13 protein-coding genes are annotated in these 13,890 nt (G+C 32.5%); 4 read left to right on the forward strand and 9 right to left on the reverse strand.

The features are described 5' to 3' along the window. Window positions 1–11 precede the first annotated feature (11 nt). Complete coding sequence (locus tag K0R77_RS00950) at window positions 12–1,085, reverse strand: branched-chain amino acid aminotransferase (RefSeq protein WP_300346326.1); 1,074 nt, start codon at window positions 1,083–1,085, stop codon at window positions 12–14. A gap of 84 nt (window positions 1,086–1,169) precedes the next feature. Here K0R77_RS00950 and mnmD point away from each other — a divergent pair, with 84 nt between their 5' ends. Further along, window positions 1,170–1,844 (forward strand): tRNA (5-methylaminomethyl-2-thiouridine)(34)-methyltransferase MnmD, encoded by a 675-nt coding sequence (gene mnmD, locus K0R77_RS00955; RefSeq protein ID WP_300348278.1) that lies wholly within the window; start codon window positions 1,170–1,172, stop codon window positions 1,842–1,844. 124 nt (window positions 1,845–1,968) lie between these two features. After that, window positions 1,969–2,385, forward strand: a complete 417-nt coding sequence (locus tag K0R77_RS00960) for an NUDIX hydrolase (protein WP_300346327.1) — start codon at window positions 1,969–1,971, stop codon at window positions 2,383–2,385. Window positions 2,386–2,406: 21 nt separating this feature from the next. On the opposite strand, the gene K0R77_RS00965 is transcribed toward K0R77_RS00960, so the two are convergent. Further along, on the reverse strand, window positions 2,407–3,114 hold the full coding sequence (locus tag K0R77_RS00965) for a DUF4294 domain-containing protein (protein ID WP_300346328.1): 708 nt from the start codon (window positions 3,112–3,114) through the stop codon (window positions 2,407–2,409). Window positions 3,115–3,166: 52 nt separating this feature from the next. Here K0R77_RS00965 and K0R77_RS00970 point away from each other — a divergent pair, with 52 nt between their 5' ends. Both K0R77_RS00970 and rpe read left to right on the forward strand, forming a co-directional pair. Beyond that, entirely contained in the window at window positions 3,167–4,243 is a 1,077-nt protein-coding gene (locus K0R77_RS00970; RefSeq protein WP_300346330.1) for a M42 family peptidase, read from the forward strand. A 90-nt stretch (window positions 4,244–4,333) separates the two neighbouring features. Continuing rightward, entirely contained in the window at window positions 4,334–4,984 is a 651-nt protein-coding gene (gene rpe / locus K0R77_RS00975) for a ribulose-phosphate 3-epimerase (RefSeq protein ID WP_300346332.1), read from the forward strand. 399 nt (window positions 4,985–5,383) lie between these two features. Here rpe and K0R77_RS00980 read toward each other — a convergent pair whose 3' ends face one another. From K0R77_RS00980 to K0R77_RS01010, 7 genes are all read right to left on the reverse strand, one after another. Beyond that, window positions 5,384–5,800 (reverse strand): nucleoside-diphosphate kinase, encoded by a 417-nt coding sequence (locus tag K0R77_RS00980; protein WP_300346333.1) that lies wholly within the window; start codon window positions 5,798–5,800, stop codon window positions 5,384–5,386. A 327-nt stretch (window positions 5,801–6,127) separates the two neighbouring features. Further along, complete coding sequence (gene rsgA / locus K0R77_RS00985; RefSeq protein ID WP_300346334.1) at window positions 6,128–7,054, reverse strand: ribosome small subunit-dependent GTPase A; 927 nt, start codon at window positions 7,052–7,054, stop codon at window positions 6,128–6,130. 197 nt (window positions 7,055–7,251) lie between these two features. Next, complete coding sequence (locus tag K0R77_RS00990) at window positions 7,252–8,334, reverse strand: chorismate mutase (protein ID WP_300346335.1); 1,083 nt, start codon at window positions 8,332–8,334, stop codon at window positions 7,252–7,254. Window positions 8,335–8,702: 368 nt separating this feature from the next. Continuing rightward, a complete protein-coding gene (locus K0R77_RS00995) occupies window positions 8,703–9,203 on the reverse strand; it encodes a hypothetical protein (RefSeq protein WP_300346336.1) in 501 nt (166 codons plus the stop codon). Between the two features lie 116 nt (window positions 9,204–9,319). Beyond that, on the reverse strand, window positions 9,320–10,405 hold the full coding sequence (gene dnaX, locus K0R77_RS01000) for a DNA polymerase III subunit gamma/tau (RefSeq protein WP_300346337.1): 1,086 nt from the start codon (window positions 10,403–10,405) through the stop codon (window positions 9,320–9,322). Between the two features lie 88 nt (window positions 10,406–10,493). Beyond that, window positions 10,494–11,123 (reverse strand): TetR/AcrR family transcriptional regulator, encoded by a 630-nt coding sequence (locus K0R77_RS01005; protein ID WP_300346338.1) that lies wholly within the window; start codon window positions 11,121–11,123, stop codon window positions 10,494–10,496. 694 nt (window positions 11,124–11,817) lie between these two features. Continuing rightward, window positions 11,818–13,626: a hypothetical protein gene (locus K0R77_RS01010; protein ID WP_300346339.1), complete on the reverse strand. Its 1,809-nt coding sequence runs from the start codon at window positions 13,624–13,626 to the stop codon at window positions 11,818–11,820. Between the last annotated feature and the right edge of the window lie 264 nt (window positions 13,627–13,890).

Below are 13,890 nucleotides of genomic sequence, written 5' to 3' on the forward strand. Positions count from 1 at the left end.
TTAGTTGAAAATTAAGCTGTTTCTAAAACATCTTTTTCCACCAATACTCTCCATCCGAATGAATCTTCAGTAATATTGTTTTGTAAGTTGACCAAATCATTTTTCAATAATTCTGCATAGCTTTCTTCAGCAGTAAGCGTAGGAAGTTCTAATTTCTCACCTTTATATCCCAATGCCTTGAATACAGTAGTAACAACAGCTGTACCCACACCCCAGACTTCTTTTAAAGTTCCGTTTTTATGAGCTTCAACAACAGCTTTTACAGCAATAGGTTCTACTTTGATATCAAGACCTCTTTTTTTCGCCAATTGAATAAAACTGTCTCTTGTAACCCCATCTAAAATTTTCTCAGAAGTCGGCGGTGTATAAATAGTATCGTTAATTCTTACGAAAACATTCATTGTTCCACTTTCTTCAAAATATTCGTGTGTTGCGTCATCAGTCCAGATAATTTGATCATAACCTTCTTCCATCGCCAACTGTGTCGGATAGAAAGATGCAGCATAATTCCCTGCTGCTTTTGCAGAACCTACTCCACCACTTGCTGCTCTTGAATAGTGATCAGAAATTTTCACAGAAACAGGGTCTGCATAATAACTTTTGGCAGGTGTAGCAACGATCGCAAACATATATTTATTAGCAACTCTCGCTTTTAAAGCTTCTTCTGTAGCGAAAATAAGAGGTCTTATATAAAGAGACATTCCTTCTCCCTGAGGAATCCAGTTTCTGTCGATATTTACTAATGCTTTAAGACCATCTAAAAACATTTCTTCCGTAACTTCCGGCATTGCCAGACGTTTTGCAGATTTATTGATACGTTCAAAATTCTTTTCGGGCCTGAAAAGGAAAACCTGTCCGTCATTGTCTTTGTAAGCCTTCATGCCTTCAAAACAAGCCTGTCCGTAATTTACTCCCATCATGGCAGGCGTAAATAATAAAGGACCGTAAGGAACCAATTTCACATCGCCCCATTTACCGTTCTCATATTCACAGATAATCATGTGATCACTGAAAGTATTTCCAAACGAAAAATTATTGGGATCGAAAGTAGAAATTCTAGAGTTTTCTGTTTTTTGAATTATCATTTCTTAAAATTTTTATGATGTTCTACAAATTTAACATAATTTTTCAAATATAAAAATTTTACATTAAATTTGAAAAAAAATACTTTGGAAAGAGAAATCAGAACCACAAACGACGGTAGTAAAACATTATATATCAATGAATTAAACGAAAACTACCATTCACACCATGGTGCATTACAGGAAGCAGAACACGTGTTTATCAAAAATGGATTAAATCTAATAAATTATTGCGAAATTAACATTTTAGAACTCGGTTTTGGAACAGGTTTAAACGTTTTAGTTACAATTAATGAATATTTAAAAACTGACAAAAATCATATCATCAATTATTTTACACTTGAAAAATACCCGATAAATGAATCTGAAATAGAAAATTTGGCATACTTCAATCATTTTGATAACCCAGAATTAAAAAATATTTATCAAAAAATTCATCAGACTGATTGGGAAAAACCAGCAGAAATCATTAAAGGTTTTAATCTCAAAAAAATACAGTGTGACTTTTTTGGTCTGAAAAACATTGATTTACCGAAGATTAACCTTGTTTATTACGACTGTTTCGGCGCAAGAGTACAACCTGATCTCTGGGAAAAACCTTTATTTGAAATGGTTTCCGGGAAAATGAGTGTAAACGGACTGTTAACAACCTACTCTTCTAAAGGAAGTGTCAGAAGGATTTTGAAAGAGCTTAATTTTAAGGTAGAGAAAAAACAAGGACCACCCGGAAAAAGAGAAATGATCAATGCTGTAAAATTGTAAGTTATGAATGATGATTATAAATTAATTAAAGTCTCTAAATCATCAATGCTTATTTCAAAACTCCTAATTTATAACTCGTAACTTTTAACTATTTTCCCTATTTTAGCTTTACAAAATATTAAATATGATAGACAAGATCAACGTAAGAGTTTATGCTTGTGCAGTAAAAGACAACAAAGTCCTTACTCTTTTTGAAGAATATGCAGGACAACCCTTATTAAAATTCCCGGGTGGCGGATTGGAACTTGGTGAAGGTTTGACAGACTGTCTTCACCGTGAGTTTGATGAGGAACTTAATGTAAAAATAGAAATCGTAGAGCATCTTTATACTCAAGAAGATTTTTTGGTGTCGCGTTTTCGGGAGAATGAGCAATTGCTTACTATATATTATATGGTTAAAATCATCAATGAGGAAGATTTCCTGATACTTGATCCTTGTATCGAAAGAACCGAATGGCTTCCGATTGATACTGAAATCAATCCTTTCACTTTACCAATTGATAAAATCGTTTTTGATAAATTAAAAGAAAAATTCCTGTAAGTGCATTACAGGAATTTATTTTTATTTGGAAACTTTAAAATCTTTTGCTCCGGGATAAGGCTGTAAATAACCTGAATTCCAATTAGATTGTAGCAAAGATTCTAAAAATTCATCTGTTCTGTTTTTATGTGGATTGTATTGATCTTTTAAATCTATATCTGCGAGTTTTCCTTTTACATTCCACCAGAATGCGCTCCAACCGCCTCTTAACTCTTTTACAATCTCAAAAACATTTTTACCTGTAGCACGATTCATCAATTTCGCAAAAACCTGCCCTTCAGTTGTCGTCAGATCTCTCAGTTGTTTTTCATATTGATCTGCAAGCATATTCTGTCGGTCTTTTACATACTTTCTTTTAGCTGCAGTATCCATTACCTGCATTTCTTTCTGAATATCTCTGTACTGTTGCAAAGCAGTTAAAAATAAAGGATAAACCCTGTATAATTTTTTATTTAAAAAAAGATAATAATTTTTATCCAGCTGATTATTGAATTTGGGCTTATTAAGAAGTATTAGCTCATCCATCACGACTACTGTCTCACCATTGATCTCATAAATTTTTGCTTTTTGTCTTTCATCGTAATAGTATTTATTTCCAAATTCGTCCGTTTTCAATTCATCCTGAGGATATTGGCTTAAAGCCTTTGCAATAACGGAATCCCTTTGCTGCCCAAAGATCATAGCACTAAAAAAGAAAAGAAAAAGAAAGGTGATTTTATGAATTTTCATTATTTTTACGCGTATTATAACGAAACTTAACTGCAAAAATCATTCCTTTAATATGAAATTTGAAAAGAAATCTTTGAAATTTTTAGAGAGATATTTAAACACTTCATCACCAACCGGATACGAACACAGAGGTCAGGAAGTATGGATGAACTACATCACTCCTTATGTTGATAAAATAGAAGTTGACCATTACGGAACCTGCTACGGAATCATCAATCCTGAAGCCGATTTTAAGGTTGTGATCGAAGCTCATGCAGATGAAATATCCTGGTATGTCAATTATATTACAGACGACGGATTGATTTATGTGATCAGAAATGGTGGTTCGGATCAAACCATTGCGCCATCAAAGATTGTTCACATTCACGGTGAAAAAGGAATTGTAAAAGGAGTTTTCGGGTGGCCTGCAATTCACACGAGAGGTGCCAATCAGGACGAACCGACACCTAAAATCGAAAATATTTTTATCGATTGCGGAGCTACAACAAAACAGGAAGTAGAAGATTTAGGAATTTTTATCGGATGCATGATTACATATCCTGACGAATTTTTTGAAATGAACGACCGTTATTTTGTTTGCAGAGCTTTAGATAACAGAATCGGTGGATTTATGATTGCAGAAGTTGCAAGACTTTTAAAGGAAAACAAAAAAGAGCTTCCATTTGGTCTTTACATTACGAATTCAGTACAGGAAGAAGTAGGTCTTTATGGCGCAGATATGATTGCTGACACCATTAAGCCCAATATCGCCATCGTTACAGATGTAACACATGATACAACAACTCCGATGATTGAAAAGAAAAAAGAAGGCGATCAAAAATGCGGTAACGGTCCCGTTGTTTTCTTTGCTCCAAGTGTTCATCACATTATCCGAGAATTAATCATTGATACTGCAAAAAATAAAGAAATCCCTTACCAAAGAGCAGCAGCGAGCAGGGCTACAGGAACTGACACCGATGCTTTTGCACATTCAAACGGAGGAGTACCAAGCGCATTGATTTCTTTACCTTTGCGCTATATGCACACAACAGTAGAAATGGTTTCAAAAGAAGATGTAGGGAACGTAATTCAATTGATCTACGAAACACTTTTGAATATAAAACCTGAAATGAAACTGAAGTATCATTAACAGACATCAGACAAAAGAACAAAGAGTTAAGATCTAAAATTCTTTGTTCTTTTGTTTTTCTAAAATCTAATATTAAGTATAAAAGTAAAAATGAAAACTAAGCTAATTGCTCCTTCCCTTTTATCTGCAGACTTTGGGAACCTGCAAAGAGACATTGAAATGCTGAATAATTCACAAGCTGACTGGTTGCACATCGATGTCATGGACGGAAGATTTGTTCCTAACATTTCATTTGGTTTTCCGGTAATGAAAACCGTTCAGAAACATGCTAAAAAGTTTGTAGATGTTCATTTGATGATTGTAGAACCCGAAAAATATGTTGAAGAATTCATTGAGTATGGCGCAGACCTCGTTTCTGTACATTATGAAGCATGTACGCATCTTCACAGAACAATCAACCTAATCCAAAGTAAAGGCGCAAAAGCAGGTGTTGTATTGAATCCATCTACTCCCGTTCTAATGCTTGAAGATATCATTGCTGATGTTGATTTGGTATTATTAATGAGTGTAAATCCAGGATTTGGAGGTCAGAAATTTATTGAAAACACTTACAAAAAGATCGCAGAAACTAAAGATTTAATTTTAAGCAACAATTCTACAGCACTGATCGAAATTGACGGCGGTGTAAATCTTGATAATGCCTCTAAACTTTTTGAAGCCGGAGCAGATGTTTTGGTTGCAGGCAATGCAGTATTCTCCGCTGATAATCCTGAAAGAACTATTGAGCTATTAAAAGTATAAAACAAAAAGCAGCTCATAAAAGCTGCCCTTTGTTCTCAAGTTAAGAGTATAATGGTTATTAGTTTTCTTAGTTAATAATGCTCAGTTAACGATGCCTAATTGTTAATTTGATTTTTATTTTAACTGCTGTAAAGATGGATTTTTTTTTAAAGCAAAAACATCCGTAAAAACACGGAATTTTTTATTATATAAAAAATATTTTTGCTACAAAGAAACCATATTGATGTATGATTAAGGATTTGACAAACATTTTATTAATTATTTAGAATCAAAACAAATAATTTAAAAAAATATATTGAGTTATTTTATATTGACTAAATGTCATGAAAAAACGAAATATTGACATAAAACGAAAAAATCCGGAATAATTTCCGGATTTTTTATTTCGAAGAGTTTTGCTTAGAAAATCTCTCTTCCTGAAAAATGAAATTGTGCTTCGATTAGAGCATTTTCATCAGAATCTGAACCGTGTACAGCATTCTCTCCGATGCTTCTGGCAAACATTTTTCTGATTGTTCCATCAGCAGCTTCAGCAGGATTTGTAGCCCCGATTAAAGTTCTGAAATCTTCAACAGCATTGTCTTTTTCTAAAATCGCAGCAACGATTGGTCCTGAGCTCATGAAGTCTACTAATTCTCCATAAAATGGTCTTTCAGCATGTACTTCGTAGAATTTTTTTGCGTCAGCAACTGTTAGCTGAGTTAATTTTAAAGCTTTGATTTTGAAACCTCCTTCTGAAATTTTCCCTAAAATCGCACCAATATGCCCATCAGCAACCGCATCAGGCTTAATCATAGTGAATGTAATGTTTGACATAAATGTATATTTTTTGAATGCACAAAATTACGAAAAATATCTAAACTATAATTTTAATTTAATTTTAACATAAAATAACTTTTATTAAGAAAATCACCGATGCTTTTTGGCATACTAATTGCAACTACTATTTCGATTCTCATGTTTAATTTGAGTTTTCATGGTTATTAGTTTTTACCCAGCTTCGGCTGGGTTTTTTTATTTGCAAAAATTACTCCATAAAATTACATATTTCGTAAAATTAAATCAACTCAAATATCATAAACGCAAAGCATCAATTCTATTGTAAATAATAGAATAAAATCAGATCATTTTTCGAGTATAAATTTAGTTTTGAGAATTTTCTTCAGCCTCTTCCATCAGTTTGATGTAGGTTGAATATCTGGAATGTTGTATTTCACCTGTTTCTAAGGCATCAAGAACAGCACATTTGGGTTCGTTGATATGCATACAATTATGAAATTTGCACTCTTTCCTTTTTTTAAAGATTTCAGGAAAATAATGCTGCACTTCTTCTTTTTCAATATCAATCATTGCAAACTCTCTTACACCGGGAGTATCAATAACATTTCCGCCAAAATGCCAAAAATGCATTTGAGCAAAAGTGGTGGTATGTTTTCCTTTAAGATGAGTATCTGAAATTTCTGAAGTACGAAGATTCAAATCAGGTTGTAAAGCATTGACCAAAGTTGATTTTCCACAGCCAGAATGACCAAAGAATACTGAAGTCTGATTTTTAAGAAGCTCCTGTAAATCCTCCAGATTTAATTTAGAATAAGATGAAATTTCCAAACTGTCATAACCAATTTCCTGATAGAGAAACTGAATATCCTTCACTACTTCTATTTCTTCTTCATTTAAAACATCAATTTTATTGAAAAGAATTAGAGGTTTTATGTTGTAAGCTTCACAACAGGCAAGAAAACGGTCTAAGAAACCGAAAGATGTTTCAGGATGTTTTAAAGTAAAAATAAAACAAGCCAAATCAATATTTGAAGCAATAATATGTGCTTCTTTCGAAAGATTAACAGCTTTTCTGATCAAATAATTTTTACGAGGATCGATTTTCGTGATCCATGCAATATCATCCTGTTCCAATTGAAATTCGACAAAATCACCCACAGCAAGAGGATTGGTCAGCCTGGTTTTGATCAGCTTAAATTTTCCACGAATTCTCGCTTCAAAAATTTTTCCGGTTTCCATTTCCAAAACCTGATACCAGCTTCCTGTAGATTTAATGATTTTTCCTTTCATATATATGAATGCAAAGATAAGAATTTAGGATTAAGGTAACAGGATTTAGTTTATATCTGGAATTATATTACCACAAAGTTTGTCATTCCGGAGGAATCTCGACAAGATTTTTTTATTCATCTCGAAGTTTAGATTCCTCCGGAATAACAAACAATATATTTATTTATCAATTCTAAATCCTGTCACAACTTCCTTTTCTACTTTCTGTCGATCATGATATTATTTTGTTTCTCAATAGACTCTTCATGAATCGCTTTAAAAACTTTTTCTATAAAATCTTGTGACATTCCTGTTTCTTTAGCCTTTTGTACAGCATATTCCGTAATCACTTTCCAACGTTCCGGCTGGAAGATCGCAATATCATTTTCTTTCTTCAGCTTACCAATCTTTTCCGAAATTTTCATTCTTTGAGAAAGCAATTCAATCATTTGAAAATCAATATCGGAAATCAATGTTCTGTGTCTTCCCATTTCATTATCAAAACCTGCCAAACCGGAATTTCTTACTTTTAGATTTGAAATTAATTCTGCCAAAACTTCCGGGGTAATCTGTTGAGAAGCATCACTCCATGCCTCATCAGGATTAGAATGGGTTTCAATAATTGCACCTTGGTAGCCCACATTTAAAGCTTCCTGTGTAATATCTGCCAAACCGGTTCTGTTTCCGCAAATGTGTGAAGGATCTACCAACATCGGAATATTGGGAAATTGGCTTTTAAAATCCAAAGCAATCTGCCAGTTCGGATTGTTTCTGTATTTTGTTTTTTGGTAAGTTGAAAATCCACGGTGAATAACGCCTAAATTTTTAATATCTTGTCCCAGAAGTCTTTCCAAAGCACCAATCCATAAAGCTAAATCCGGATTCACAGGATTTTTAACCAAAACTGTTTTCTCAGTTCCTTTTAAAGCTTCTGCGATTTCCTGCACCGTAAAAGGATTTACCGTTGATCTCGCACCAATCCAAAGAATATCTACATCGGCTTCCAAAGCTGCTGCAACGTGATGCGCATTGGCAACTTCGGTAGCAGTTTTAAATCCGTATTCTTGTTTTACTTTTTTTAACCAGTTTAAACCAATTACTCCAACCCCTTCAAAACCATTGGGTTTCGTACGTGGTTTCCAGATTCCGGCACGAAAAATCGGAACCTGAGCCTTGGTATCTTTTATTCTTTTTGCGGTCTCCAACATTTGGGCTTCGCTTTCTGCGCTGCATGGTCCTGCAATCATCATCGGTTGTGGAAACTCTTTGATCCAGTCGTTTTTTAATTCTGTTAAGTTCATATTGTAAAGTATTATTTATTTAAATTTATATTCAATGACAAAGCCTTATAAAGTTGCTTTATAATTCTTTTCAAAAAATTTGATACAAAAATGTAATGAAATGGAAAATGATTGATTTTCCTGTATTTTTTGAGAAAGAAATTCAGTTAGCTATACCAATAAAATCGATAATACGTTCTGAAATTTCTATAATAAAAAGATGAAAAACTAAAATAACTGCTAAAAAAATCAGCAGGTGCAAAAGTAGACAGATATGGGAATAATAATTTTTCCACTTTGAAATTGAGAATGTCTAATTCTAGTTTTTTTAAGTAAATATTTTCCTGAAAAACAACATTTCAGCAAAAACATTTGACAAATATATAAAATTAAGTCAAATCAAACTTCATTAAATCATCAAGATCTTTCAATAATGGGTTGATCTCTACAAATTTCTCGAATATCTTTTTCTTTGTAACTACCTCAATTTTAAGATTTTCGTGATCTTTTTTATAATCAAATTCAATTGTGTAATTATTTACTTTTCTTTTAAAATGATTAAAAAATTCACCGCTTATCTTATCAAATTCAGCTTTTGCAGACTCAGAAGGATACAAAACCTGGATCACTTTTTCGCTGACCTTTACTAATTTAAAAGATTTAATGGCATTAAAAACGAAAGGTTCTTTAGTACGCAACTGCATGAGCAGGAGATTCCATTCTGCCTGAAGATCGGTATCTGTGAAATGATGTTCCTGCAAATGATCATTTTTAACTACAACAGTCTCTTCGACTTCCTGCTTATCTTCTTTATTGATAAAAGAATTGATGCTGAAACCTGATGAAATCTTTGGTCTTGATAATGGTTTTGAAGCCGTTTTTATCGTCAATTCTGCAGGCGGTTCTGTTGTAGCAACAACTGTGTTTACTATGATCTCCTCTTTCTTTTCTTCAGCTTTTGATGGTAACTTTACCTCTTGCTTTTCATGAAGAAATGGAGCTAATATTATAAACTTTTTTTTTTAGCAACGTCTCCAACAGCCGCTAGAGAAGCCAATTGCATTAAAGCAATCTCTACTGTAAGCCTCGGATTTTTAGAATTTTTATAATTAATATCTGCATGGTTGCAAATCTCGATGCCATCTATCAATTGCTGAGCATTCCACTTTTGAGCCTGTTCTACAAATTTTGTTTTCGTTTGTTCGCCAACTTCTATCAGATCAATTGTTGAAGCATTCTGAGCCATCATCAAATCTCTGAAATGGTTCCCCAAACCTGCAATGAAAATATGCGGATCAAAACCTTTTTTTACAATTTCATTAAAGGCAAAAAGCACTTCCGGAATTTTATTTTCTTTTGCAAAATCTACAATTTTCAGATATTGATCGTAATCTAAAATATTGAGAACTTCGGCAGCTTTTGCCAAAGTAATATTTTTCTGAGAGAAAGTAGATAATCTATCAAAAATTGAAAGCGCATCTCTTAAAGCTCCATCTGCTTTTTGGGCAATCAGATATAAGGCATCATCTTCGTACTTGATGTTTTCTTTTTCAGCAATTCCTTTCAGATGTTCCTGAATATCAAGAATGGTGATCCTTTTAAAATCATAAATCTGACAACGAGATAATATCGTAGGAATAATTTTATGCTTTTCAGTTGTAGCCAAGATGAAAATCGCATGAGCGGGAGGCTCTTCCAAGGTCTTCAGAAATGCATTAAAAGCTGCAGATGACAGCATATGTACCTCGTCAATAATATACACTTTGTACTGACCAACCTGAGGCGCAAAACGCACCTGATCAATCAATTCACGAATATCATCAACAGAGTTATTAGAAGCTGCATCTAATTCATAAATATTATACGCAAATCCGTCTTCTGAAACTGAACCGTCTTTTTCGTTGATTTTTCTGGCTAAAATTCGGGCACAGGTTGTTTTTCCTACTCCACGTGGACCGCAGAATAACAAAGCCTGTGCTAATTGATTTTCTTCAATAGCATGCTCTAAAGTATCTGTAATATGAGATTGCCCAACAACGGTGTCAAACTGTTGCGGACGGTATTTTCTTGCAGATACGATGAAATTTTCCATAGCCCAAAAGTAAGAAATATAGTTTTAATCTGAAAGTATAAAATTTCAAATTTGAATAAAACCTAAGCTTAACTTTTGTAAAAAATAATTATTTCTTCTGATATGCAAAATCTATGATATCAACAATCGCTTTCTCAATTTTCTTTCTTCCGTCTTCGGTTTTGGTATCTATTCCGCAGAAAGTGGTTCCGTTGTATGCAGTATACAGATTAAGATGATAAATCCCTGCAACCAGTAAAGCAGTAATTGCTCTGTATTCTTCAGATTTTTCGCCAAAATGCGGATCAGTGATGTTTTTGAATAAGCCTTCACCCACTTCTTCGCGCTGTTCGAATATTTTTTTCAAAATCGGGCGGCTTTCTGAAAGCTCCCATACAATAATTTTCTGAAGTTCTTTATTCTTTCTTAGGCTCTCAAACTGATTAAGCAAAGCCATTTTTGACATTTCTTTTCCACCGTCAGAAAGATCTACATTCATCTCTTTTTCATCTACCCTGCTCCAATAATCCTGTGATCTGATGTATTCATCAATAAGCTTATCTGTACTTCCGAAATATTCGTAAATTAGTTTTTTATCGAAACCCGCAACGGCAGCGATTTTACTTACCATTAATCCTGAATAACCTTTAGTTTTCAAAATTTTTCCAACTGCATTCAGCAGTTTTTGTTTGGTTTTTTCTTTATCCCTGATAGGACCTTGTACAACTTTTCTAGGCATCGTTTATTATTTAAAACTGCAATGAAGCAATTAATTATTTTTATTTTAAAAATAAAAAGTAAATTCTAAAGAAAACGTTTAATCGTATTTCTTTATTCATCACCATTCTTTTATCAAAAAGCTATCCGGAACTGTAGATTTCCCACTTTTTTGAAAAGACTTATAATAATTACGATATTAATATTTGTTTGGATTTGGCTAAACTCTAAAATATTTATTCATAAAAATAAATATTTGCAATATACCTCTGCACTACATCAGCAAAGCTATTAAAAAAATAGTTATCATCAGAACTGATATTGCGATTCACTATTACAAGAGAACTGCTAAAGTAAATTTACATATTAATTTTTTTATTTTAAATATTTTTTTTAGCCTCTAAAATTATACCAAATAAGTTTAATAATAAAATTCACAGTTTTCTTTTTTTATCAAAAGTAACTATAAGTTTGGAATCAATTCTCAAAGTGTTTATATTTTGAATCAATACAAATTAATTTTTATTTTTATTTAAAGAACTTGCATAATATAATTTATACAAATATAAAGTTATATTTACTTTATTCACAAAAAAACCTCAATTATTATATAATCAAGGTTAATATGCTATTAATACTCGATTTATTTTTTTTCTCAACCAGATCACATATGAATTTCTGATTTTTATTTAGCTATTGTTGATTTTTATTTTCTTTTAAGCTTTTAGAATTTCCGGAATTTCAATATTTAAAATCGATAATTCACTCTCGTCGAGTTGATTTTTAATATTTTTGTAATCGTTTCTGAAAAATTCTGAGCAGGCAAAAAGTTTTTGATAGTACTCAATTCCATTAAGAAGATTACTCTTGAATATGTTCCATTTTTTGATTTGTGCATTGGTCAAATTTCCTGAAAAATCTGTTATTTCTTTTTGTAAATGCCTTACGTACATTTTAAGTTCGTTAATGAATATATGAGGACGCTCATTTGTAATCACATTTGAATTTCCGTAAATATGTTTTACCATTTCCGAAAGCGAAAGTTCTTTATCAAAATAGGCAAGATTCGGGCCAGGACAAATGACAACTCCTTGCTTTTCTCCCTTTACAGGAAGATGGTTTTCGATATATGCAGAATTCACCAATCCTACGCACAGGCACGATTTATCGGTAATCTCTTTTTCTTTTTTCTTAAACTGAAGATTGGTCATTTCATGTTTTTGAAGTTCAAGTTCGTTCAATTTGATTTCCTGGTATTTTTTAGAAGCCGTACAAATTCCTTGTGAAGAATATTCTTTATTTAAAGCTAATAGTTTTTTCGGACACGAACTTCCGTATTTGTTTTTGGCTGCTTTCTGGTTTTTTAAAACTTCATTAGATGTACCTTTTACCGTATTGAAAGGGACTCCGAGAGGAGAAATATGACTCAGATAAAAATCTTCTTCCTTTGAATGAGCCAATAAATTTCGGGTTTCTGCATCTACAGACGTTGCTTCTGGTACAAGAAGAAAAGGAGAACCCCAACCAACACTGTCAACAAGGTAATTTTTCAGCAAAAAATCATGCTCTTCAGAAGTTCCTACTCCGCCCTGCACCGTGATTTTCATCTCTAATGGTTCTGAAGGGACAAATTTTCCTTTCTGTTCTAAAGCCGGGACCATTAAAGAATACGCAGAATCTATCAATTCAGATTTTTTTTGCTTAAATTCTTCCATGATCGGGCCTAAAAGCAAACCTTCAGTGGCAAAAGCATGACCACCACAATTTAAACCCGATTCTATTCTGTATTCAGAAATCCACAATCCTTTTTTTGCCAAAAAATTTCCCTGAATCATCGCAGATCGAAAATCACTTACTTTTAAAATGATTTTCTTTTTTAAAACACCTTCATTATCCGGGAAAAAGTCATCAAATTCTTCGATATAAGTATACAAACGAGGATTCATACCCGCAGACAAAACCATTGAAGACGAAAGTTTGCTTTTGGCAAACCCCCTTAAAGAAGCGTGTGCATCATTGTATATAACGGGAAGCTGTTGGTTTTTAATAAAATTATCCTTATCAACTTTCGTCATAATATTAACGTCGATGTTTCCGGGAACAAGATTTTTTTCGATAAAATTTTTAATCTGACATCCAAAATAATCTCTGTTTTCCAAAAGATTCTGAAGTGTCGTTTTGATTTCTGAAGTATTCGGAAGAATGTTGATAAAGTGTTTTAAAGCTTCGGTATTTTTTGAAATTTCCTGTTTGAAGATTTTGAATTTTTCGTTGACGATATCATCAACCATATCGAGATACTCTGTAATTCTTTTAGCGCGATAATCATCTGTTTTTATTGAAATTTCAGGATAATTGAGATTAAATTTTTTATTATAAAAATTTTTCATCTTTTCTATAATCTCATCATCAATTATAGATATTACTGAAGAAATCCCGTATTGTGCAACCCGTATCGGAGAATCGATCGTGTAAGCCAGTCCCATTACCGGAATATGAAAGCTGTGTAAAGGTTTATTAATCATTTTTAAATTAAATATAAATAAAATCATCTTTCATTGATTAAATGAAAGTTTAAATGATCTGAAAACCTGACACCTTATTAATATCCTTAATATGGTCTCGTAAAATTATAATTTAAAAAAGAATTATGCAATCAATACTATTTAAAAAGTAAAAAATCTGTTATTTATCATTTTTATACATTATAATGATAAATAGTATTGATATGAATAATTTTTAAGTAAATTAGCACCACACTTCACAAAAAATCATTTAAATTACAATCT

It is taken from the genome of Chryseobacterium sp. (genome assembly GCF_029240215.1).
Lineage (GTDB): Bacteria > Bacteroidota > Bacteroidia > Flavobacteriales > Weeksellaceae > Chryseobacterium.